Raw genomic sequence first — 661 nt, forward strand, 5'->3', positions numbered from 1 at the left:
TGGTCAGCATGCCGGCGCGGGTGGTGGCGCCAACCAGCGTGAACGGCTGCAGGTCGAGCTTGGTGGGGCGTGTTGCGGATGAATTCAAATTCGGCGTGCGTGTAGCCTTGTGCGTCAACGTAATCTTCCTTTTTGGCCTGCCCATTGGGCAGCGAGATCTTGGTCGCGGTCTGTTTTTGGATCGAATCAGTTTCGCAATAGAGGTATTTCGGGTCCGGCGTTACAAACACGAGCAAGCCGTTTTTGCGCCGGATCTGCATCAAGTAGCTGTCGATTTTTTCGCGCCAGAAGGCGTGCTTGACGAGGTTCTGACCTTCTTCCAGCACGATGATGAAAGGTTCGCCGTTCATTGCTTGCTCGATGCGGTGGAACGGATAGCTCAGCACGACGGGAAGCTCCGGCCGTGCGGCGCCGTCCTTGATGAGCTGACGCATTTCGTAGCAGTAGTGACGGCAGTTTCCGAGATCGATGTCGTCGCGTTCGTTGTCGAACACATCAGCGTTTGCGCCAATGTGACCGTTTGCGCCGTGCCAGACGCGCATATCCTTTGCTAGGTCCCCCTGCCCAAAACACCAGGCGACGTTGCGCAAGCGCCGGTCAGCCAAAGGCAGATCGTAGTTTTCATTCACGGCTCTTTTAAACCGTTCGGTATCATCGGGAC

The 661-nt window shown here is 56.4% G+C and carries 1 pseudogene; it reads right to left on the minus strand.

The features are described from left to right. Positions 1-629: pseudogene (locus ACP7BV_RS27605) on the minus strand (type VI secretion protein); the annotation flags it as partial. Between the last annotated feature and the right edge of the window lie 32 nt (positions 630-661).

Origin of the sequence: Massilia sp. TSP1-1-2 (assembly GCF_049896185.1) — a bacterium.
Classification (GTDB): Bacteria; Pseudomonadota; Gammaproteobacteria; order Burkholderiales; family Burkholderiaceae_D; genus Telluria_A.